The sequence below is a fragment of the Vreelandella sulfidaeris genome (genome assembly GCF_042429665.1).
GTDB lineage: Bacteria > Pseudomonadota > Gammaproteobacteria > Pseudomonadales > Halomonadaceae > Vreelandella.
In genome coordinates this window covers 73749-95142 of record NZ_JBHMAC010000011.1, presented here as the reverse complement: position 1 = coordinate 95142, position 21394 = coordinate 73749, and the positions used below count along the sequence as shown (strand labels likewise).

Genomic DNA, 21394 nt, shown 5'->3' with positions numbered 1-21394 from the left:
CGGCTCCTTTGAACATGCAGCTTATTATTTAATTGATCATATGCTCGTCTTGTTGTTTTACCCTCCTGAGCGATGTGTTTGTAGCAGAGTAATGTCTCGGCAGGTTTCGCACCACTATATCCCCTCATCAGAAACGCCTTAAATAAATGTCCAGGCCAATACTCTCGTAACCTTATTTCCCTGCTTCATCTCTATTTCCCGACTATCAACGGCACCGAGCTTACCTATCAACTTCAGTGCAGGCTTAACATTGTCGGCTTTTGAAACCAGGCTGCTAAACCAGCGGCATTGAGTCGAATACGCCTGGCTTTCTCTTATTAGCTTTTTGAGAAACAGCTGTTCGCCCCCTTTACACCAAAGCTCTGCTCCCAGCCCGCCAAAATTCAGTGTGGGGGAGTGGGTGTTAGCGTTGTGTTCACCACGACTGCGCGCAAGATTATTGAGTTTACGCTGGCTACCCTTTAGCGCTTCGTCTGGCGACGCATGGAAGGGGGGATTGCACACGCTGACGTCAAAGAACTCCCCCGGTTGAATGATCCCTTCAAATATGTGGTTTTTATCGTGCTGCGTGCGCAGCGTGAAGCGATCTTTGAGCGTGGGATTGTGGGCGATAATGGTGGCGACGTTATCAAGCGACTGAGTGTTAATGTCACTACCGACACACTGCCAGCCGTAAAGTTGGCAGGCCAATAGCGGGTAGATGCCATTGGCTCCCGTTCCTATATCGAGCAGTTTGACGTTGGGCTTTTCATGCCCGAGCAAATCAGCCATGTAATGGATATAGTCGGCTCTGCCTGGGATGGGAGGGCAAAGCGCACCCTCTGGAATATCCCAGCCGACAATATTGTAGTATCGGTTTAATAACGCGGCATTGAGTGTTTTTACTGCCACTGGGTCGGCGAAATCGACGAAAAGTTCGCCATGAGCGTTCCGTTTCACATGGGGGGCTAGTGCTGGGTGGCTTTCGATGAGCGCTGGGAAGTCATAGCCGAGGTTGTGTAGATTTTTTGGGTGCAGGTCTTTGCGAACCGGCGTGGCGCGGCTTTTTTTACGTCGATGGAGGGTGTTCACGGTAGTAGGCCTGAGACTTGGCGGTCGATAGTAGGGTAAGTTTGGCTTGGCCCGTGATTATAGGCTTAATGGATGTGTGAGCATACTCGGCAGTGTGAGAGGGGCTTTGTTTAAGCATTAGCTGCCTACTGGGTAAAAGGAATTCGGGTATAACGGCGCTTCTTACGCGCCACACTTTCAGCTCAGAGTTCAGCACTTATCGTTTACACCAAAGAGGCAGCAGGCCATGCATGGAACAGCAGTGGTAGTCGGCGCGACAGGGGCTTTAGGTAAGCAGTTGGTCACTCAACTCAGCCAGCGGGGTGATGTGGCTAATGTTATCTTGATCGCCCGTCGTGAGCTAAACCTGCCGCGTGATTTTCCTGATGCCATCATTTCTAAACTCCAAATACATCTTATTGATTTTGATCAGTTGGAGCAGCAAGTAACGGCGTTGCTTCCTTCCCATTCAGTGGCCTTTGTGGCGTTAGGTACAACAAAAAAGCAGGCAGGTAGCGAAAAGGCGTTTTACCGCGTCGATCATGATTTGGTGCTCTCGTTTGCACGTGCCTGTAAAACGGCAGAGGTGAGTCGGTTAGGGGTGGTCACCGCGCACGGCGCTAACGTTGATTCTGCGGTTTTTTATAATCGCGTTAAAGGCGAGGTTGAGCGCGATCTTCAAGCGCTCGCTCTAACAAGCGTATTTTTTGCGCGTCCTTCGTTGCTGTTAGGACGCCCCAAGGACGGTCGTTTTGCCGAGCAAATGGCGAGTGTGCTGCTCGCGCCTGCTGCCTCTTTATTACCGAAATCAGTACGCCCTATTTCCACTCAACGCGTTGCGGCTGCCATGATTGAGGTAGCTTTTGAAACGGGCGCTTGCCCCGCATCTTTTGTGCTATCCAATGCTGATATACATCAGCGTACTAAGTGAGTGCGTTGGCGCTACTATGCGCTAATATGCGCTCGCTTCAGGCTCACTACGGGCTCTTTTAATGGGCGTCACTTCGCGTATTCTCAAGCTGCTCAATCATCCTGAGTGCTGCGTTTGATAACGTTCGGCTGGTATGAACGAGGTAGCCCAGCGGGCGGTAAATAGGTGGACTATCCACGCTCAACTCCACCAGGTCGCTATCGACCATTATTTCCGGTAACAGGCTCCAGCCTAACCCCACACTGCACATCATCTTGAGTGTTTCGAGGTAGTTGGTCGCCATGCTCACCGGCAGCTCTAGTCCTGCTTGTTCAAACCGTTGGGCAATCAGCGAGCCGGTAAAGGTTTTAGCACCTGGCATTACGCAGTTGTGCTGGCACAGGTTAACGAGTGACAAGACGCTCTGATGGGCTTGGGCCGCGAGCGGATGGTCGCTAGCACACACAAAGCACAGTCGGTCGCGCCAAAGCTCGACTACGTGCAGTTGCTCAACCGGGTGGGGAGCTAGCGTAACGACCGCTATTTCCAGTGAGCCATCGCGCACGCCGCGATAAGCGAATTCTGAATCAAGAAAATGCAGGTCCAGCGCGACGGACGGGTAACGTTGAGTGTACTGCTTTAACACGGGCGGCAATCGGTGCAGGCCAATATGGTGGCTGGTGGCCAGGGTAAGGGGGCCGCTTACCTGGCCGGATAGGTTGGCGAGCGCGCGGCGACTATCCTCAACGGTAAATAGAATACGCCGTGCTTGGGGCAGTAGCACACTACCGGCTTCGGTGAGCGCGATGCGGCGTCCAATACGGTCAAATAGCCGCGCCTCCACCTGTGATTCCAGCGTGGCAATGCGTTTGCTGATGGCTGGCTGGGTCAGATGTAGCTGTTCTGCCGCACGGGAGAAACTTTGTGTCTCAGCAACAGCCAAAAAGGCTTGTAGGCTTTGTGTATCCACCGATGATCCTCTTGTCCATGTATTCCATTTTGGAATCTAAAGTATGAATAACATGAATTGCTTTTATGCGCGAGTCGAGTAACACTCCCTTTCAGACATATAAGCAGCACGAAGAGGCTGCCATAACGAACTAGCAGGGCACCGCCCAGGAGAGCCACATGTCAGGTCAAACCCTTTACGACAAACTCTGGAATCAGCACCTGGTCAAACAGCGTGATGACGGTACCGCGTTGATTTACATCGACCGCCAACTGCTTCACGAAGTGACCTCGCCTCAAGCGTTTGAAGGCCTACGTTTGGCTAATCGCAAACCCTGGCGCCTGGATGCCAACCTGGCTACGCCCGACCATAACGTGCCGACCACTGTCAAAGAACGGGCCGAAGGCAACAGCGGTATTAAAGATCCGGTATCGCTGATTCAGGTACAAACACTGGATGACAACTGCGTTGAGTACGGGATCGAAGAATTCAAGATTAACGATCCTCGCCAGGGCATCGTTCACGTAGTGGGCCCTGAGCAGGGCGCTACGCTGCCGGGCATGACCGTGGTATGTGGTGATTCACACACTGCGACTCACGGCGCATTTGGCGCGTTGGCTCACGGTATCGGCACGTCTGAGGTTGAGCACGTGATGGCGACCCAATGCTTGCTGGCACAGAAAATGAAGAACATGCAGGTACGTGTGGAAGGCGATTTGGGCCTTGGCGTTACTGCAAAAGATGTGGTGTTGGCGATTATCGGCAAAATCGGCACCGCTGGCGGCACCGGCTACGCGATTGAGTTTGCGGGGAGTGCGATTGCTTCGCTTTCGATGGAAGGCCGCATGACCGTATGTAATATGGCTATCGAAGCTGGCGCCCGCGTTGGGTTGATTGCCGTCGACGATACGACAATCGATTATCTTGGCGAGCGGCCCTTTGCTCCTACCGCTGAGCAGTGGGAAGCAGCCGTGGCGGATTGGCGCCAATTGGTTTCTGATGTTGATGCGCAGTTTGATAAGGTGGTCACCCTCAATGCGGAAGAGATTGAACCGCAGGTAAGCTGGGGAACGAGTCCAGAAATGGTCACCGGTATTTCAGGCCATGTGCCTGACCCAAGCGCCGCGCAGGATGAAACCGTGCAGCGCAGTCATGTACGCGCTTTGGAGTACATGGGACTTCACGCCAATCAGAAAATTACCGATATAAAACTGGATAAAGTGTTTATTGGCTCCTGCACCAACTCACGCATTGAAGACTTACGTGAGGCCGCCAAAGTTGCCAAAGGCAAAAAAGTAGCGGACTCCATCAAACTGGCCATGGTGGTGCCAGGCTCGGGCTTGGTGAAACGTCAGGCGGAAGCTGAGGGGTTGGATAAGATCTTTATCGAGGCTGGTTTTGAGTGGCGTGAACCGGGCTGCTCCATGTGCCTGGCAATGAACGCCGATAAGTTAGGCGCTGGTGAACATTGTGCGTCGACGTCTAATCGCAATTTTGAAGGGCGCCAGGGCTACGGTGGCCGTACGCACCTGGTTAGCCCCGCCATGGCAGCGGCAGCGGCGATTGCCGGTCACTTTGTCGATGTTCGTACCTTGCCTGCCAACGATGCCACTCACGCTCAGGAGGCTTAAGCCATGAAAAAATTTGAACGTTTTGAAGGTATTGTGGCGCCCCTGGATCGCGCTAATGTCGATACTGATTTAATTATTCCGAAGCAGTTTTTGAAATCGATCAAGCGGACCGGTTTCGGCGTTAACCTGTTTGATGAGCTGCGCTACCTGGATGAAGGTCAGCCGGGCCAGGATTGCTCTCAACGGCCATTGAATCCAGACTTTGTGCTCAATCAACCCCGCTATCAAGGCGCTGAAGTGTTGCTCACCCGACGCAACTTTGGCTGCGGTAGCTCGCGCGAGCACGCGCCTTGGGCGCTGGAAGATTTTGGCTTCAAAGTGGTCATTGCCCCGAGCTTTGCTGACATTTTCTACAATAATGCGTTTAAAAACGGCATCTTGTTAATCACGCTTAGTGAAGAAGAAGTGGATCGTCTTTTTGCTGGCGTCGAGGGTAAGGAAGGCTATCAGCTAGAGGTTGACCTGGAGAATCAGCGGGTGATGACGCCGGGGGGCGAGATTCTGGAGTTTGAGGTCGATGAGTTTCGCAAGCACTGCTTGTTGGAAGGCTTGGACGATATTGGCCTGACGTTAAAAGACGAAGATGCTATTCGTGCCTTTGAGCAAAAACATAAAGCTGTGCGCCCATGGCTATTTCGTCAGTCAGCGTAACCTGGCGCTTACGTAATATTAATGCTTAACCATACATAAAAAGCGCGTTGCAATGTTGTTGCAGCGCGCTTGGCGGCGCCTGCCGTATTAACCAATATGCAAGGGATTTGAAATGACCCATAAAGTGCTTCTGCTGCCAGGTGACGGTATTGGTCCAGAAATTGCGGCCCAAGCGGCGCGTTTGTTGAAAGCCTGCCAAGACGCTGGCCTGGATATTGACGTAGAAGAAGGTCTCGTGGGTGGCTCCGCTTACGATGTGCATGGCGAGCCGCTACCTGCTGAAACGCTGGAAAAAGCCAAAGCCGCTAGCGCGATTTTGCTCGGCGCGGTCGGCGGCCCCAAGTGGGATAAAATTGAAGACCTCGCCAAGCGCCCTGAAAAGGGGCTGTTGGGCTTGCGTAAAAACCTGGGGTTGTTTGGCAACCTGCGCCCGGCGATGCTTTACCCGCAGTTAGCCAGCGCTTCAAGCCTGAAGCCGGAGCTAGTAGCCGGGCTGGATATTATGATCGTTCGCGAACTGACCGGGGGCATTTACTTCGGCCAGCCCCGTGGCATTGAAGAGCGAAATGGCGAGCGTGTCGGCTTCAACACCTATATTTATTCTGAAAGCGAAATTGAGCGTATTGGCCGTGTGGCGTTTGAGATGGCCCAGAAGCGCGGCAAGAAGCTTTGCTCGGTAGATAAAGCCAACGTTCTTGAAGTCACCATTTTATGGCGCGAAGTGATGGAGCGTTTAGCGCCCGAGTATCCGGATGTTGAGCTTACCCATATGTATGTGGATAACGCTGCCATGCAGCTGGTGCGCGCACCCAAGCAGTTTGATGTGGTGGTCACCGGCAACATGTTTGGTGATATTTTGTCTGATGCGGCGGCGATGCTGACCGGTTCGATCGGCATGCTGCCATCCGCATCGCTTAACGAGAGTGGGCAGGGCATGTACGAGCCTTGCCATGGCAGCGCGCCGGATATCGCTGGGCAAAATATTGCCAATCCGTTGGCCATGATGCTGTCGGTGGCCATGATGCTGCGTTACTCGCTGAATGAAACTGCCATGGCGGAGCGTATTGAGGCTGCGGTGGGTAGCGTGCTTGACGATGGGCTGCGTACCGCGGATATCGCATCAGAAGGCATGCAGACTATCGGCACCGATGCCATGGGCGATGCGGTGCTGGCAGCGTTTGCCAAGCAGTAAGAGTCGTGGGTAATGCCACCCGTTAATGGCGTTTGGGGGCAGGTCGTAGAGGGGGGCTTTTTACAGGGCCGGAATTTGTTCCATACCATTCCGGCATTTCGCCATCCATGGCGGTCAGATGGAAAAAGTAGCGCCGATGGAGGGGTTGACAGGGCGCCCTCCAAGGCCTGTCGCAGTGGATCCTATGCCTGTGTCTTCGGTTTCAAAATTAGCGTAAAGATTTGTGTATAATAGAGGCACTCATTCTTTACAGGAGGACTTCATATGTTGACAGTCGGTTTCGTGGGATGGCGCGGCATGGTTGGCTCTGTGCTGATGCAGCGCATGCAGGAAGATGGTGATTTTAACGGCATTGAGCCGGTATTTTTCACCACTTCTCAGGTTGGCCAGCCCGGCCCCGACATTGGTGTGGATGTACCTCCGCTGAAAGATGCCTTTGATATCGACGCGCTTAAAGCGCTGGATGTCATCGTGACCTGCCAAGGGGGCGACTACACCAAGCCGGTCTACAAAGATTTGCGTAGTGCTGGCTGGAAAGGCTACTGGATTGATGCGGCCAGCACGCTGCGTATGGAAGATGAAGCGACTATCGTGCTGGACCCGGTCAACCGCAAGGTGATTGACGACCAGCTCGCGAAAGGGGCTAAAACTTTCGTAGGCGGTAACTGCACCGTCAGCCTGATGTTGATGGGGCTGGGTGGCCTGTTTGAAGCCAACATGGTCGAATGGATGACATCCATGACCTATCAGGCCGCTTCAGGTTCTGGCGCTAAGCACATGCGTGAATTGCTTAACCAGATGGGACAGTTACGCGATAGCGTAGGTGAAGAGCTAAAAGATACGTCGAGTGCGATTCTTGATATCGATCGTAAAGTGACGGCGGCGATGCGCGGTGGTGACTTCCCGGTTGATAACTTTGCCGCACCGTTGGCCGGTAGCCTGCTGCCGTGGATTGATACCAAGCTTGATAATGGCCAGAGCCGTGAAGAGTGGAAGGGTAGCGTTGAGACCAATAAAATTCTCGGCCTTGGCAATAACCCGATTCCTATCGATGGTCTATGTGTGCGTATTGGCGCGATGCGTTCGCACAGTCAGGCGTTCACGATCAAGCTGAAGCAAGATGTGCCGCTCGACGAAATCGAAGAGCGTATTGCCAAGCACAATGAGTGGGTCAAGCTCATTCCGAACGACAAAGATGCCACCATTGCAGGGCTTACGCCAGCGGCCGCCACCGGCACGCTACAGGTGCCGGTTGGACGCCTGCGTAAGCTACAAATGGGAGGCGAGTACCTTTCTGCGTTTAGTGTGGGTGACCAGCTGTTGTGGGGCGCCGCGGAGCCTCTCAAGCGGATGTTGAAAATACTGCGCGAACAATAATTATTGATTATTGCACGCCGGTCAAAAACGGGAAGCTGTTCGCAGCTTCCCGTTTTTTGTGTTCATTGATAACGATGGTGGGAAAAAAGTCGCTATTTCGTTAAGTTATCATCAAGGAGACGTAATACTATAGGGCTGCGTTGGTTGGTCAAAAAGTAACAAGGCGATCAGGGAATATTAATGAAAAAAACGCTCACCTGGATGACATGGCTCTCATTGAGTGCAATGAGTCCTATTGCGCTGGCCGTTGGGCTAGGGCAGGCGAGTGTCAGCTCGTACCTGAATGCGCCGTTAAATGCCTCGCTGCCGCTACTGGAAAGCAGTGACTATCCTCTTGAGGAGGTGCGCGTCAGCGTGGCTGATCCGGCAGATTTTTCTGCCGCAGGGCTTGAGTGGACTCCCTTAGCCGCTAGCATCCGTATTCATGTACAAGAGCAGCAAGGTGGCCGTCAGATACGCTTGATCTCAGAGCAGCCGATGAACGAGCCTTGGCTGGAGCTGTTGTTGACCATCGAGCATCCCGGTGGGCGCGAAATGCAGGATGTGACGCTGTTATTTGACCCTCAGGGGTATGCTCAGCCACTGCCACAAACTCAATCCCCTGCAACGACGCAAGCCCAGCCGACGGTCGTATCTCAGGTCAATTCAGATAATAACGCGGGTGGCAGGAGCAACAGCGCTTATATAGGTAGCGGCGATACGCTTTGGGGCGTAGCCGAACGCATCAAACCTCAGGCAGCCAGCGTTCAACAGATGATGGTCGCGCTGCTGGAAGCTAACCCGGATGTGTTTCCAGCCGGTAATATCAACAGCATGCGTGCTGGCCAAACGCTGCAGGTGCCCCTTGAAGCGCGTGTATTGGCGCGCTCTCACAGTGACGCCAACGCTGTTATTCAGGCGATGAACGAGGCGTGGCGGGAACGCCGCAACGCTCCATTGCAGAGAGTGGCGCTACCTGATGTTGCCAGTGCCAATGTTTCAGATGCCAATCTCCCAGATGCTAATGTTTCAGAAACCAGTGCATCCGCTGCCGCTCAAACCGTAGGGGTTAATAGTCTGCCTGCTTCCAGCAGTATCCTCATCGCTGGCGATGCTGATACGTTAAACACGAATCGCTCCGCATTGGCAGATGCAAACGCAGATGATAAAGCAGTCAGCGAAGAAAGCATTGCGCCATCCGACGCGCTGACCCTTGAGGAAGTAACCGAGCAGCTTCGCTTAAGCCAAGTGACGCTTTTGCAAATGATCGAAGAGCGTGAGTTGTTGCGTGCCGAAATCAATGCGCTGCGAAGCGATGTCGCCTCGCTGACGCAGGCGTTAAATGAGGCAATGGCCGCCCAGCCACCAACACCTGTGCCGCTCGCGGCCAATGTGGAAGAGAACCAGAGCGTAGGCGCCTTGTTGGCTCGCTATCAGTGGCCGCTGGCGCTACTGGCTATTGCGCTGCTGATAGCGCTATTGGTCTGGCTGCGTCAACGCCGCGAAGATAATTGGGAAGGCGTGTCGGTGACGGAGCCCGTTATAACACCAGCTGGTTCGCCTAACGTTACCCCAACGCCGGGAGCCGCGACTGGCCCTCAATCAGCTCAGCAACGCGACACTGAATTAGAGCAAGTGCCAAGCTCTGCATGGGAACCACAAGCATCAACAGCGCAACCCGCTGATAAAACTCATGAGCCGCAGGCGGCCGTCAAAACTGAGGCAGAACAACCGAGCGCTCAAGCCATCCCGCCACTGGATACTGATCAGTGGTTAGTCGATGAGAAAGCACCTGCCTGGAAGCCAACCGAACAGCTCACCGATGAAAAAGGCCAGGCGAGCGGGCAGGCGGCTCTCCTGCCTGTGTCTACTAACCTTGCAGCCCCCATATCCTTGGCGCCACCCAGCGTTGTGCCCATGGGCCAATTACTGGCTTCCCTCGGTGCTGTTGACGTCGCAGGTGATAAAACGGTTGATGAACCGCTGGGTCGAGACGCGCAGCAAACATCTGAATCGCCGTTAGATGCCAAGCAACGATTCATTGATTACCACCCGCCCATGTTAAGTGGCGCATCAAGCAGCGATGAAACGGAACATACCGAAACACTTATGCAGCCTACGGTAGAGTTCTTACCCCAGCATAATAGCGTCCCCATTGCGGCTGTAAAAAAACCGCGTCGGCCCGTGGAAGAAGAGTGGGACATTGAAGAGGTGGCATTCACGCCGCGAGGCCTGGATAATAGTGGACCTTCAAAATCTTCAACATGACGTGGCTTGATGACGCTGTTCTATCACTTCGATGAGAAAATTCCGCTGACAGGGCGCTTGGCAATGGGTATCGAGTATGACGGTACCCGTTTCTGTGGTTTTCAGCGCCTCAAGCATGCTGCCTCCGTTCAGGCATCGTTAGAAGATGCACTGGCCAAGGTGGCCAATGAGCCTATCCAGATTCACGCCAGTGGGCGCACCGATTCTGGCGTGCATGCGACGCGTCAGGTCGTGCATTTTGACCCGCCAGTAGGGCGCTCTGAGAAAGCCTGGATCTTTGGTGCCAATACCCATTTGCCAAGAGATGTGGCCGTGCGTTGGGTCAAGCCGGTAGGCGACGACTTTCATTCTCGCTTGTGCGCATTGGGTAGACGTTACCGCTATGTACTGCTTAATCAAATCAGTCGACCAGTATTGGAGCGGGCGAACGTCACGTGGTGTCGTGATCCGCTAGATGCAGACGCCATGCACCGAGCGGCACAGGCGCTAGTCGGTGAGCATGATTTTTCCAGTTTTCGTGCCTCTGGCTGTCAATCCAAAACGCCTTGGCGACATATGCACTTTATTGATGTCAAACGCTACGGCCAGCTGGTCATGATTGATATTCAAGGCAATGCCTTCCTTCATCATATGATCCGTAATATTGCCGGGGCATTGGTGAGTGTCGGGCGGGGCGCACAAAGCGAAGCCTATATCGGTGAGCTGTTGGCGCTTAGAAACCGTCGTAAAGGAGACGTCACGGCGCCTGCTTGCGGGTTGCATTTTGTCGACTCAGTTTACGATGAGCGTTTTGATTTGCCTAAAGAGCCGCTAGGGCCCCAGCTGCTGGCGTTTACGGGGGAGTGGACCGGCGAGCGTGAGCTACCCGATACGCCTCGGGTTGCGTACCGGCGCAACCGCTCGCTCAGTAACAGAACAGCGGACCCTGAACAGGAGGTATCACCATGAGTGAACTGCCGCTAACCCGCACCCGAGTCAAGTTCTGTGGGCTTACCCGCGATGAGGATGTCGCACGCGCTGTGGCATTGGGGGTCGATGCGCTAGGTTTCGTCATGTGGCCTAACAGCAAGCGGGCGCTGTCTGTTGAGCAGTTGGCGCGCCTGTCGGCACGCGTTCCTGCTTTTGTTACCCGTGTGGGCCTCTTTGTGGATCAATCAGCAGCGTTTATAGAACGCTGCGTGCCCTATTTGGATATGCTGCAATTTCACGGCAACGAAACGCCCGAGGAGTGCCAGCGCTATTCGCTGCCCTGGATGAAGGCGCTTCGCATGCGCGATGAGATAGACCTGGTACATGAAGCGCAGCGCTACCAACAGGCTCAAGCGCTGCTATTGGACGCTTACCGGCCGGGTGTGCCGGGGGGTACGGGGGAAACCTTTGATTGGTCGAGAATCCCCGCAACACTAGCAAAACCTGTTATCCTCGCCGGTGGGCTAACCGACGAGAATATTGCTGACGCTGTTCGTCAGGTAGCGCCCTATGCCGTCGATGTATCCGGCGGTATCGAAGCCTCTCATGGCTGCAAAGAGGCGAGTAAAATGACGTCTTTTATTCGTCATGTGGCATTGGCCGACGCCCGTTAGTGATCCTTGTGTGGCGTATGGGGTCGTGTTGCAAGCGTTTTATCAAATTGCGTTGTACGCTTATTCATTTATTGTTTGCCTGTTCTGGCGATCTTGTGAGGTAGCTCTGTGACTGTTTCTGGAGATGTTTCTAAAACAAAGTACAGCGACCTGACCCGGATGCCCGATGCACGTGGTCGTTTTGGCCCTTATGGCGGCCGGTTTGTGTCAGAGACGCTTAGCTTTGCGTTGGAAGAGTTAGAGAAAACCTATTTAAGCCTGCGTGATGATCCCGATTTTCAGGCCGAATTTGATTATGACTTAGCCCATTATGTGGGTCGCCCCTCGCCGCTTTATCACGCTCAGCGCTGGTCGGCCAGTCTTGGGGGTGCCCAGATCTGGCTGAAACGTGAAGACTTGAATCACACGGGTGCTCACAAGGTTAACAACACGATTGGTCAGGCGCTGCTGGCAAAAAAAGCCGGTAAGCCGCGCATCATCGCTGAAACAGGGGCAGGGCAACATGGCGTTGCGTCAGCCACGGTTGCCGCTCGTTTGGGCCTTGAGTGCGATGTCTATATGGGCGCTGATGATGTTCAACGCCAGAAGTTGAACGTATATCGCATGCATTTGCTTGGCGCACGCGTTATCCCGGTCGAGTCTGGCACGCGGACACTAAAAGATGCCATGAACGAAGCACTGCGCGACTGGGTCACTAATGTAGATAATACCTTTTATATTATTGGTACCGTGGCGGGGCCGCACCCTTATCCGTTGCTGGTGCGTGATTTCAACGCTGTGGTCGGGCGCGAGGCACGTCGTCAATCGCTTGAGCAAATTGGCCGCTTGCCGGATGCGCTGATAGCTTGCGTAGGCGGTGGCTCCAATGCCCTGGGGCTGTTTTATCCGTTTGTGGAAGACGATGGCGTGGCCATGTATGGCGTTGAGGCGGGTGGCGATGGCGTCTCCACTGGGCGCCACGCGGCGCCATTGGCATCCAACGCTCCACGCGGTGTATTGCATGGCAATCGCACCTATTTAATGTCAGATGAAGCAGGGCAAGTGTCCGATACGCACTCCATTTCAGCTGGCTTGGACTACCCGGGCGTAGGGCCCGAGCATGCGCTGTGGAAAGATGTCGGGCGTGTTTCCTATGTGGCGGCTAACGATAACGAGGTGCTTGAAGCCTTCAGAGAGCTGACGCATATGGAAGGCATTATGCCCGCGCTTGAATCAGCTCACGCGTTGGCGCATGCCAAAGTGTTGGCACCGACGATGCGTCCTGACCAGCACATCGTGGTCAATTTGTCTGGCCGCGGCGATAAAGACATCATGACGGTGGCCAAGCTCGATGGCATTGAATTTTAAGGGCAGCTTTTTTAAGGGTAAGCATGAACCGTATTGATCAGCGTTTCAGTGAACTTAAACAGCAGGGCCGCAAGGCTTTGATCCCTTACATTACCGCAGGGGACCCGGCGCCGCAGTATACGGTGGGCTTTATGCATGCGCTGGTAGAGGCGGGTGCCGATGTGATTGAACTGGGCGTGCCGTTTTCCGACCCCATGGCAGACGGCCCCGTGATCCAAAAAGCCTGTGAGCGGGCGTTAAAGCAGGGAACACGCCTGGTTGACCTGATGCAGATGGTGAAAGAGTTTCGCCAAACCGATACCACTACGCCCGTCGTGCTCATGGGGTATTTAAACCCCATTGAGCGGATTGGTTATGAAAATTTTGCCGATCAAGCAGCAAGTGTCGGCGTCGATGGTGTACTAATTGTGGATATGCCGCCAGAAGAGGCTGATGAGATTGGTCCCCTGTTGAAATCACGCCATTTAGCGGCGATTTTTCTTGTCGCACCTACCACTTCACATCAGCGTGCCGGTACAATATGCGCCCACGGTGAAGGTTACCTGTATTATGTTTCGCTTAAAGGCGTGACAGGAGCCGCTACCATCAACGCTGACGATGTGGCCGAGCATCTGGCTCCATTACGAGAAATGACCGATTTGCCGCTATGTGTGGGCTTCGGTATCCGTGATGGAGTAACGGCCGCCGAAGTGGCAAAAGTCGCGGATGGCGTGATTGTGGGCAGCGCGTTGGTGAATCGCATCGCGGAAAACGCCGATACACCTGAAATCATCGCTGGCCAGTTGAAAAGTGTACTAGCAGAAATGCGTACGGCGATGGATGCGTAAAGCAAACCACGCTATGACCTATACTGAATAGATTGACGACACTCATCATGCTTGGTTATCCCAGGCGTTGACGTATAACGGAAGCCTTTTTGATATGAGCTGGTTAGACAAGATCGTACCCTCCATGGGTCGTATCCAGCGTAAAGACCGTCGCGCTAGCGTACCCGACGGCCTCTGGCGTAAATGTCCCAAGTGCGAAGCGGTTCTCTATCTTCCCGAGTTGGAGAAGCACAATAGCGTCTGTCCCAAGTGCGATCACCATCTGCGCTTGACGGCACGCAAACGCTTGGACTGGTTCCTGGATAAAACGGGGCGTGAAGAGATCGCCGCAGAAATAGAGCCTCATGATCGGCTTAAATTTCGCGACTCTAAAAAATACAAGGACCGCTTAGCCGCTGCTCAAAAAGAGACGGGTGAGAAGGATGCGTTGGTAGCCATGCGCGGCGAGCTTGATGGTTTGCCAGTGGTGGCCGTTGCCTTTGAATTCACCTTTATGGGTGGCTCAATGGGTGCGGTGGTGGGCGAGAAATTCGTGCGTGCTGCGACCTTGGCGTTAGAAGAAAACATTCCGCTAATCTGCTTCGCAGCCTCTGGGGGCGCGCGTATGCAGGAAGCGTTGTTCTCGTTGATGCAGATGGCCAAGACATCCGCAGCGCTTGAAAAACTCAAACAGTTGGGCGTGCCTTATATTTCGGTGCTGACCGATCCAGTGTTTGGCGGTGTGTCTGCCTCGCTAGCCATGTTGGGCGATCTGAATATAGCTGAACCTAACGCCTTGATTGGCTTTGCCGGGCCGCGGGTTATCGAGCAAACAGTGCGTGAAACTTTGCCTGAAGGCTTTCAGCGGAGTGAGTTTTTACTTGAGCACGGCACCGTCGATATGATTGTGCATCGTCATGAAATGCGTGCTCGGGTGGGCAGTGTGTTGCGTAAGTTAACGCATCACGACGCAACCCCGGATACCTCTCTTGCCATTGACGAAGGTGATATCTCCGAACCGATCGTCGAGGAAGCCAGCTTAGCAGAGGTGGCTGATGTCAATGCTGACAGCGATGACGCTGTGAAAACGGACTCCGCTGCTGTCGCCAAGGGCGATGACCCATCACGCAATGCCTGATTCTTTGCCGCAACGCACCTCGCAGCCATTGGCTTCAACATCACGCTCCCTACCGGAATGGCTGCAGTATTTGGAAATGTTGCATCCGGTAGGGATTGATCTGGGGCTGGAGCGTGTCTCGCAAGTGGCAAATCGCATGGGGTTGCTTGCCAGCCCGATTGCACCTTTTGTCATCACCGTGGCTGGCACGAATGGCAAGGGGTCGACCCTTGCCATGATAGAGGCTGTCGCTCACGCTCATGGGCAGCGGGTAGGAACCTATACCTCTCCTCATCTGTTGCGCTACAACGAACGCGTCAAGATCCATGGTCAGGAAGCGGAAGATCAACTGCTCGTAAAAGGCTTTGAGCACGTTGAGCGGGCTCGTTTGCAGTCGCCTGGCATTAGCCTGACCTATTTTGAAGCGGGCACGTTGTGTGGCTTGTGGTGCTTGTCCAAGTCCAAGCTTGATTTGGCAATCCTGGAAGTGGGGTTAGGCGGTCGTCTTGATGCGGTCAATATTGTTGACCCTGATGTGGCTATCGTCACGACGATTGCTCAAGATCACGCTAACTTTCTGGGCACCGATCTAGCCCAGATAGGGCGTGAAAAAGCCGGTATTTTCCGCGCTGGCCGACCTGCCGTATTAGGCAGCCAGGCGTTGCCTGCTAGCGTTGCTGAATGCGCCAAGGCTTTGGCGGCGCCAACCTTCCAATTGGGGCATCAGTTTAATCATCAAGCGATGGCTTCCCACAGTGACCTATGGCAATGGAGTGGTCAGTGGGCGGATGGTAGCTATGTGAGTATCGATCAGCTTCCCGACCCTGGATTGCCTATCGACAACGCTGCCGCGGCACTTCAGGCTCTCTCGCTTACCGGGCTGGCGTTGGATAAACAAGCGGTACAAACCGCGTTTAGTCAGGTGCAACTGCCAGGTCGCTTGCAGTGGATCGGGCCGTGGTGCCTGGATGTTGGTCATAATCCGCATGCTGCTGAATACGTCGCACGCCATTTGCCGTTACCGCCACAAGGTGGGCGGCAGTGGGGGCTTATCGGCATGTTGAATGATAAGGATATAGACGGTGTCATAACGGCACTGACAACGCGGATCAGTCATTGGGTATGTGTGTCGTTACCGGGCGAGCGTGGTTGTCAGGCGAGTGAATTGTCATCACGGATCAGCGCTATGGGTGGGCAGGTGCACTTTTGTGCTGACACACCTGAGTTGGGTGCCGACTGGCTGGCAGATGTGTTAACCCCCGATGACCGTGTTCTAGCCACCGGGTCGTTTTTGACAGTCGCAGCGTTGTTAGCTCAGCTACTGCCAACTGGCGTTGCGTTGCCTGAGGGAGACGAACATGAAATACGGTAAAACGGAACGTATCAGCGGTATTGTCATTTTACTCGCCCTGCTGGCGATCTTTGTGCCGTGGCTGATGAGTGACCCTGCTCCAAGGGAGGATCGCCCGCAGCCAAGCTTTGTGATTGAACAGCCTGTCAATGTGGAGCGGCGCGATGTGCCTGCGCCGCAACGGCCCTCGACCATTCAAGAGCCAACCGTCACGACTACGCCACTGAGCGAGAATGGCGACAATAGTCTGCCCATTCAGGCTATTCCCCGGCAGCCACAAACCGATCAGCTAGCGTCCGATGAATCTTCCTCACCTGCAGCAGAGGCAGCCGGTTCCAGTGAGCCAGCGACGGCACCAGCCGTTACCGAAAGCGACCCTATTGCCGACCTGATAGCCAGTAACAGCAGCGATACCGGCAATAGCAATAGTGGCAGTGCGAGTGGTTCATCTCAGGCTGCGTCTGCGCCTGCATCGACTGCCCAAGGCGAATGGGCGGTACAGGTAGGTAGTTTCGGCGAGCCCGGTAACGCTCGACGTCTTAGCCAGCAGCTTTCTGATCAAGGCTTTACGGTGTATCAGCGTGAGCGCGACAATAATATGACCACTGTCTTCGTGGGCCCCTATGCGACTTCCGAAGAGGGCGAGTCGGCTATGTCATCGATCAAGGAGCGGGCAAACGTGCAAGGCCTGCTCGTTCGGGTAAGAGACTAATTCATGGCATTAACCTGGATTGATGCGGTTTTCCTGGCGGTACTTGCGCTGTCAATGTTAGCCGGGTTTGTAAGAGGGTTTGTACGCGAAGCGCTGGGATTAGCGGCCTGGGTAGTTGCCTTAATGGTCGCCAGAGTGCTGGCTGAACCGGTCGCTGAATTAATGAGTGGGTTTATCGAAAGCTTTGATGCCCGCTTAGTACTGGCCTTTGTGTTGGTGATTTTTGCCGTCATTTTACTCTGTGGCATTGTGATTCGGTTGGTCCACGCAGCGGTTGAATGGGTGGGAATGGGGCTTTTAAACCGTGTCGCGGGGGCGGCGTTTGGGATTGCTCGTGGGGCAGTTATCCTACTTGTTGCTACGGTTCTCATTACCCTTACACCCTTATCTGAATTGCAGGCATGGCAGCAAGCAGAGCTGCGCCCGACCTTCATACAGCTGCGCGATTGGGCGGTGAGTCAATTAGATCAGTGGGACCGTGGCCTCCCGGAAGCGCCGGCTTCACTGCGTGACATCCCTTTACCTGAGCTGCGCTTGCCCGGTCCCGGTGCGGCGGAGCGTGAATTTATCCCAGCAGGTGATTGACCTGCTACTGAACTCGATTCTTCGAACGTACGGGTTTGCTTAGGTATATGACTTAGGTAAGCCATGGCATTAAGCGAGGTAACGTGAATGTGCGGTATAGTGGGCCTTCTGGGCAAGCAGGCGGTAAATCAGGGAATCTACGATGCCCTGACCGTACTTCAGCATCGTGGCCAGGACGCTGCCGGCATGATGACATGGAGCGAGGGACGCTTCTTACTGCGCAAGAGTAACGGCTTGGTTCGTGATGTGTTTCATACGCGCCATATGGCACGCCTAAAAGGGAACCTGGGCATTGGTCACGTACGTTACCCCACGGCAGGCTCTTCAAGTGAGGCTGAGTCTCAGCCGTTCTATGTAAACTCCCCTTACGGCATTGCATTGGCTCATAACGGCAACTTGACTAACTCTGAGCAGTTGAAGCAGGAGTTATTTTCAACTGATTTGCGTCATATCAATACCAGCTCCGACTCGGAAGTGCTGCTTAACGTATTTGCCCATGAACTTGGCAAGCAGGGCCTGCACCTTGAAGCAGAAGATATTTTTGACGCTGTACGCCGTGTGCATCGTCGTTGTAAAGGTGGCTATGCGGCCGTGGCGATTATTAACGGCTTTGGCATGGTGGCCTTTCGCGACCCCTTTGGTATCCGTCCGGTAGTGTTTGGAACCCGGGAAGAAGAGAATGGCCAAGCGGTAATGATCGCCTCCGAATCTGTCGCGTTGGATGTGGGTGGGTTTGAGCTTGAGCGGGATCTGTCTCCCGGCGAGGCAATCTTTGTCGACATCGAAGGCAATATACACACCCAGGTATGTGCTGACCGGCCGCAATTGCGATCGTGTATCTTTGAGCATGTCTATTTAGCGCGTCCTGATTCGTTACTGGACGGCGCGTATGTCTACGGTACCCGTATGCAGATGGGCCGTAAGCTGGGGGACCGGATTCTCAATGAGTGGCCGGAGCATGATATTGATGTGGTGATCCCCATTCCCGATACATCGCGTACCTCAGCACTAGAAATGGCTCAGCACCTTGGGGTGACGTATCGCGAAGGGTTTATGAAGAACCGCTACATCGGCCGTACCTTTATTATGCCGGGACAAACCCAGCGTAAAAAATCGGTACGTCAAAAGCTCAACGCCATCGATGTCGAGTTTAGAGGCAAAAACGTGCTGCTCGTGGACGACTCGATTGTGCGTGGCACGACCTGTAAGCAAATTATTCAAATGGCTCGTGATGCAGGTGCTCGCAAGGTTTATTTTGCTTCTGCGGCGCCGCCCGTGCGTTACCCTAATGTGTACGGCATTGATATGCCGGCTGCGTCCGAGCTGATTGCCCATGGCCGAAGTGAGCAAGAAGTGGGCGACTTGATTGGCGCTGATCGTATCTTCTATCAAAACCTGGATGATCTAAAAGCGGCCTGCCGTGAAGTCAATCCTGATATGGAAGAGTTTGATTGCTCTGTGTTTGATGGGCATTACGTGACGGGTGATATTGATGACGCCTACCTGGCCGCGTTGGAGGCTAGCCGTAATGATTCTGCCAAGGATCAAAGTGCTGGTGACCATGCCCTGGTCGACATGCACAATCAGGATGATGACCTGGACGACTAGGAGGTAAGCCCTATGCATAATGATCATCAACAGGACGAGTGGTCGCTGGAGACACTGGCCATTCGGGCTGGGCATCAGCGCACCTTTGAGCAAGAGCATTCTGAGCCTATTTTTCCTACTTCAAGTTTTGTCTACGAAAGTGCGGCTGAAGCAGCACGGAAATTCGGTGGGCAGGAACCCGGCAACGTATACTCGCGGTTTACTAACCCAACGGTACACACCTTTGAGCGTCGCTTGGCGGCGCTAGAGGGGGGCGAGCGCTGTGTCGCCACTAGCTCGGGCATGTCGGCCATTCTTTCCACTGCGCTGGCGCTGCTCTCTGCCGGTGATGAAATAGTGGCTTCGCGCTCATTGTTTGGGTCGACGGTGAGTCTATTCGATAAGTACTTAGGCAAGTTTGGTATCACCACACGGTATGTGGAGCTTTCCAATATTGACGCATGGGAAGCCGCCATTACGCCTCAGACACGCTTATTGTTTGCGGAAACCCCGTCCAATCCATTATCTGAAATTGCCGATATTCCAGCGCTTGCAGCATTGGCAAAGCGCCACAATGCGCTATTAGCGATTGATAACTGTTTTTTGACTCCAGCACTCCAGCAACCGTTGGCATTAGGGGCCGATTTAATCATCCATTCCGCGACCAAGTATCTGGATGGTCAGGGGCGTGCCATCGGTGGGGCGGTAGTGGGTAGCCAGGCACTGCTTGAAGAAGTGTTCGGCGTCGTACGCACTTGCGGTCCGTGCATGAGTCCTTTCAACGCGTGGATTTTCACCAAGGGTCTTGAAACCCTATCGCTGCGCATGAATGCACATTGTGAGAATGCCATAACGCTGGCTCGCTGGCTTGAACAACACCCCGCTGTGAATAAAGTGTATTACAGTGGCCTGGAGAGTCACCCCCAGCATTCGCTAGCCAGGCAACAGCAGAAAGGCTTTGGCGCAGTGTTGGGTTTTGAAGTGGTGAATGGGCAGGAGGGCGCTTGGCAGGTGATAGATGCAACGCGCTTGGTATCGATCACCGGTAACCTTGGCGATGTAAAAACCACGATTACCCACCCTGCAACCACCACACATGGTCGACTTACCGATGCCCAAAAAGAAGCGGCAGGGATATCTCCAGGGCTTATTCGTGTCGCCGTGGGGCTAGAAAGCCAGCAGGATATTCAGCACGATCTGGCGCGTGGTTTGGATATGCTTAAACCACGCTGAAATGCTCATGTGCTTTAAAGCATAAAACCCCACCATGTGGGGTTTTATGCTTTTTACAACCAGCGCCATCGGGGTTAGATAAAACACCACGATGGCTGGTTTATTAGGAATTTCTGTCGTGTAAATCACCCAGTGCAATATGGTGATCAGCTTGCTGCTGCTCTTGGGCACTTGAGTTGGGTAGAAAATGGTGTGATCCCCCGAGTTATTAACAGCTGACTTTTGATCGAAAGCTATTTGTTAGTCTGTTAATCAATGGTTTTTACGAATGAACAATTCTGCTTTTTTCAGCGGTATTGATGAGCGCTAGTCCGTATGCTCTGGTTTGTTAGTTTATACGTAGCTTAGGATTAAAAGATGGGCTGGTTCATCAGAGTGGCCCATGCCCAAAGGAAATGAAAAGATGTGGCAAAACACACGACGTGGCTGGGGTCTGATAAGTATCTTACTGCATTGGCTAAGTGCGCTTGCCATTATAGGTTTATTTATATTGGGCTGGTGGATGACCGGGCTCGGCTATTATGACCCTTGGTATAATCAGGGGCCTTGGATCCATCGCTCAATTGGTATTTTGCTGTTGTTCGCGACATTGGCGCGTTTAGTTTGGCGCATGGCACAACCAACGCCCACCTCTCACGGCCGACGCTTTGAAATTTTGGCTGCCCATTTGGGCCATATCGCACTTTATGTTTCAGTGTTAGTGGTGATGGTCAGTGGGTATTTAATATCGACTGCCAATGGGCGTGGAATCAGTGTCTTTGGCTGGTTTGAGGTTCCTGCGCTAGTTTACGACTTACCCAATCAGGCAAGTGTGGCTGGCCAGGTGCACTGGTATGGTGCTTTAGCACTCATGATATTAAGCGCTGGTCATGTACTGGCAGCGCTGAAGCATCATTGGCTTGATCGGAATGACTCGTTGGTACGTATGCTTAACCCAGTGTACAGCAGGCGTATTGAGTAACGTTGGTAGCAATTGAATTGTAAACGTTGTGATTTAGTTTTTCTGAACACGACGAGGCGAACATTTAGTAGCCCGGCGTGCCCATAAAGTAAAGAAGGAGCTAGT

At 53.6% G+C, this 21394-nt stretch carries 19 protein-coding genes; 17 read left to right on the top strand and 2 right to left on the bottom strand.

Annotated features, from left to right (window positions below):
• Nucleotides 1-138: 138 nt before the first annotated feature.
• Nucleotides 139-1071, bottom strand: coding sequence for a 23S rRNA (adenine(1618)-N(6))-methyltransferase RlmF (gene rlmF, locus ACFFLD_RS12355; RefSeq protein WP_386041049.1), 933 nt, complete (start codon nucleotides 1069-1071; stop codon nucleotides 139-141).
• Between the two features lie 226 nt (nucleotides 1072-1297).
• On the opposite strand from rlmF, the gene ACFFLD_RS12350 reads away from it, so the two are divergent.
• Nucleotides 1298-1981, top strand: coding sequence for an NAD(P)H-binding protein (locus ACFFLD_RS12350; protein WP_386041047.1), 684 nt, complete (start codon nucleotides 1298-1300; stop codon nucleotides 1979-1981).
• 58 nt (nucleotides 1982-2039) lie between these two features.
• Here ACFFLD_RS12350 and ACFFLD_RS12345 read toward each other — a convergent pair whose 3' ends face one another.
• Complete coding sequence (locus ACFFLD_RS12345; RefSeq protein ID WP_386041045.1) at nucleotides 2040-2930, bottom strand: LysR family transcriptional regulator; 891 nt, start codon at nucleotides 2928-2930, stop codon at nucleotides 2040-2042.
• 158 nt (nucleotides 2931-3088) lie between these two features.
• On the opposite strand from ACFFLD_RS12345, the gene leuC reads away from it, so the two are divergent.
• The 16 genes from leuC (at nucleotide 3089) to ACFFLD_RS12265 (ending at nucleotide 21289) form a co-directional block, all read left to right on the top strand.
• Nucleotides 3089-4540, top strand: coding sequence for a 3-isopropylmalate dehydratase large subunit (gene leuC / locus ACFFLD_RS12340; RefSeq protein ID WP_386041043.1), 1452 nt, complete (start codon nucleotides 3089-3091; stop codon nucleotides 4538-4540).
• A 3-nt stretch (nucleotides 4541-4543) separates the two neighbouring features.
• Complete coding sequence (leuD, locus tag ACFFLD_RS12335; protein ID WP_386041041.1) at nucleotides 4544-5191, top strand: 3-isopropylmalate dehydratase small subunit; 648 nt, start codon at nucleotides 4544-4546, stop codon at nucleotides 5189-5191.
• Between the two features lie 112 nt (nucleotides 5192-5303).
• Nucleotides 5304-6383, top strand: coding sequence for a 3-isopropylmalate dehydrogenase (gene leuB / locus ACFFLD_RS12330; protein WP_386041039.1), 1080 nt, complete (start codon nucleotides 5304-5306; stop codon nucleotides 6381-6383).
• A 264-nt stretch (nucleotides 6384-6647) separates the two neighbouring features.
• The gene (gene asd / locus ACFFLD_RS12325; protein ID WP_386041037.1) at nucleotides 6648-7760 is read left to right on the top strand and encodes an aspartate-semialdehyde dehydrogenase; all 1113 of its coding nucleotides are present in this window, start codon (nucleotides 6648-6650) and stop codon (nucleotides 7758-7760) included.
• Between the two features lie 180 nt (nucleotides 7761-7940).
• Nucleotides 7941-10007 carry a type IV pilus assembly protein FimV gene (locus ACFFLD_RS12320; protein WP_386041035.1) on the top strand — a complete coding sequence of 689 codons (2067 nt, stop codon included), beginning with the start codon at nucleotides 7941-7943 and terminating at the stop codon, nucleotides 10005-10007.
• A 9-nt stretch (nucleotides 10008-10016) separates the two neighbouring features.
• Nucleotides 10017-10955, top strand: a complete 939-nt coding sequence (gene truA, locus ACFFLD_RS12315) for a tRNA pseudouridine(38-40) synthase TruA (protein ID WP_386041033.1) — start codon at nucleotides 10017-10019, stop codon at nucleotides 10953-10955.
• Nucleotides 10952-11590, top strand: coding sequence for a phosphoribosylanthranilate isomerase (locus ACFFLD_RS12310; protein WP_386041031.1), 639 nt, complete (start codon nucleotides 10952-10954; stop codon nucleotides 11588-11590). The genes truA and ACFFLD_RS12310 overlap by 4 nt, the downstream gene beginning before the upstream one ends.
• 159 nt (nucleotides 11591-11749) lie before the next feature.
• Nucleotides 11750-12937, top strand: a complete 1188-nt coding sequence (gene trpB, locus ACFFLD_RS12305; RefSeq protein WP_386041544.1) for a tryptophan synthase subunit beta — start codon at nucleotides 11750-11752, stop codon at nucleotides 12935-12937.
• Nucleotides 12938-12960: 23 nt separating this feature from the next.
• The gene (trpA, locus tag ACFFLD_RS12300) at nucleotides 12961-13764 is read left to right on the top strand and encodes a tryptophan synthase subunit alpha (protein ID WP_386041029.1); all 804 of its coding nucleotides are present in this window, start codon (nucleotides 12961-12963) and stop codon (nucleotides 13762-13764) included.
• Between the two features lie 94 nt (nucleotides 13765-13858).
• Entirely contained in the window at nucleotides 13859-14881 is a 1023-nt protein-coding gene (accD, locus tag ACFFLD_RS12295) for an acetyl-CoA carboxylase, carboxyltransferase subunit beta (RefSeq protein WP_386041027.1), read from the top strand.
• On the top strand, nucleotides 14874-16232 hold the full coding sequence (gene folC, locus ACFFLD_RS12290) for a bifunctional tetrahydrofolate synthase/dihydrofolate synthase (protein ID WP_386041024.1): 1359 nt from the start codon (nucleotides 14874-14876) through the stop codon (nucleotides 16230-16232). Before accD ends, folC begins: the two co-directional genes overlap by 8 nt.
• A complete protein-coding gene (locus ACFFLD_RS12285) occupies nucleotides 16219-16923 on the top strand; it encodes an SPOR domain-containing protein (RefSeq protein ID WP_386041022.1) in 705 nt (234 codons plus the stop codon). Before folC ends, ACFFLD_RS12285 begins: the two co-directional genes overlap by 14 nt.
• A 3-nt stretch (nucleotides 16924-16926) precedes the next feature.
• Nucleotides 16927-17508 (top strand): CvpA family protein, encoded by a 582-nt coding sequence (locus tag ACFFLD_RS12280; RefSeq protein WP_386041020.1) that lies wholly within the window; start codon nucleotides 16927-16929, stop codon nucleotides 17506-17508.
• Nucleotides 17509-17595: 87 nt separating this feature from the next.
• Nucleotides 17596-19116 carry an amidophosphoribosyltransferase gene (gene purF, locus ACFFLD_RS12275; RefSeq protein ID WP_386041018.1) on the top strand — a complete coding sequence of 507 codons (1521 nt, stop codon included), beginning with the start codon at nucleotides 17596-17598 and terminating at the stop codon, nucleotides 19114-19116.
• A 12-nt stretch (nucleotides 19117-19128) separates the two neighbouring features.
• On the top strand, nucleotides 19129-20328 hold the full coding sequence (locus tag ACFFLD_RS12270; protein WP_386041016.1) for an O-succinylhomoserine sulfhydrylase: 1200 nt from the start codon (nucleotides 19129-19131) through the stop codon (nucleotides 20326-20328).
• 403 nt (nucleotides 20329-20731) lie between these two features.
• Nucleotides 20732-21289 (top strand): cytochrome b, encoded by a 558-nt coding sequence (locus tag ACFFLD_RS12265; RefSeq protein WP_386041542.1) that lies wholly within the window; start codon nucleotides 20732-20734, stop codon nucleotides 21287-21289.
• Nucleotides 21290-21394 lie beyond the last annotated feature (105 nt).